Below are 528 nucleotides of genomic sequence, written 5' to 3'. Positions count from 1 at the left end.
TTGTGTATCTGCCTGTTTTTGATATGTTCACTCCAACACCGGAGACAGGCAAATTATGGACGAAAATAAACTCAAAGCGCTGGCGGCTGAACTGGCTAAGGGCCTTAAAACCGAAGCTGATCTTAACCAGTTTTCCCGTATGCTGACTAAGCTGACCGTCGAAACGGCGCTCAATGCAGAGCTGACTGACCATCTCGGGTATGAGAAAAATGCGCCTAAAAAAGGCTCTAATACCCGCAATGGCTACTCGTCAAAAACGCTGCTTTGCGATGACGGCGAGATTGAGCTGAACACGCCGCGTGATCGTGAAAATACCTTTGAACCTCAGTTGATTAAGAAGAACCAGACGCGTATTACGCAGATGGACAGCCAGATTTTATCTCTGTACGCCAAAGGTATGACCACGCGCGAAATCGTCGCCACGTTCAAAGAAATGTACGACGCGGATGTATCGCCCACGCTGATATCTAAAGTCACCGACGCCGTAAAAGAGCAGGTCACTGAGTGGCAAAACCGACAGCTGGATGC

General features: G+C 48.9%; 1 protein-coding gene. It reads left to right on the top strand.

Features of this window, described 5'->3' with window-relative positions; genetic code table 11:
• Positions 1–55: 55 nt before the first annotated feature.
• Positions 56–528 (top strand): transposase (locus tag A7090_RS22295; RefSeq protein ID WP_198599608.1); only part of this gene is annotated, 473 nt, incomplete at its 3' end.

Origin of the sequence: Escherichia sp. MOD1-EC7003 (genome assembly GCF_002965065.1) — a bacterium.
In the GTDB taxonomy this organism is placed as follows: Bacteria; Pseudomonadota; Gammaproteobacteria; order Enterobacterales; family Enterobacteriaceae; genus Escherichia.
Note: the sequence above shows the minus strand (reverse complement) of the source record. Positions and strands in the feature narration are given on the sequence as shown.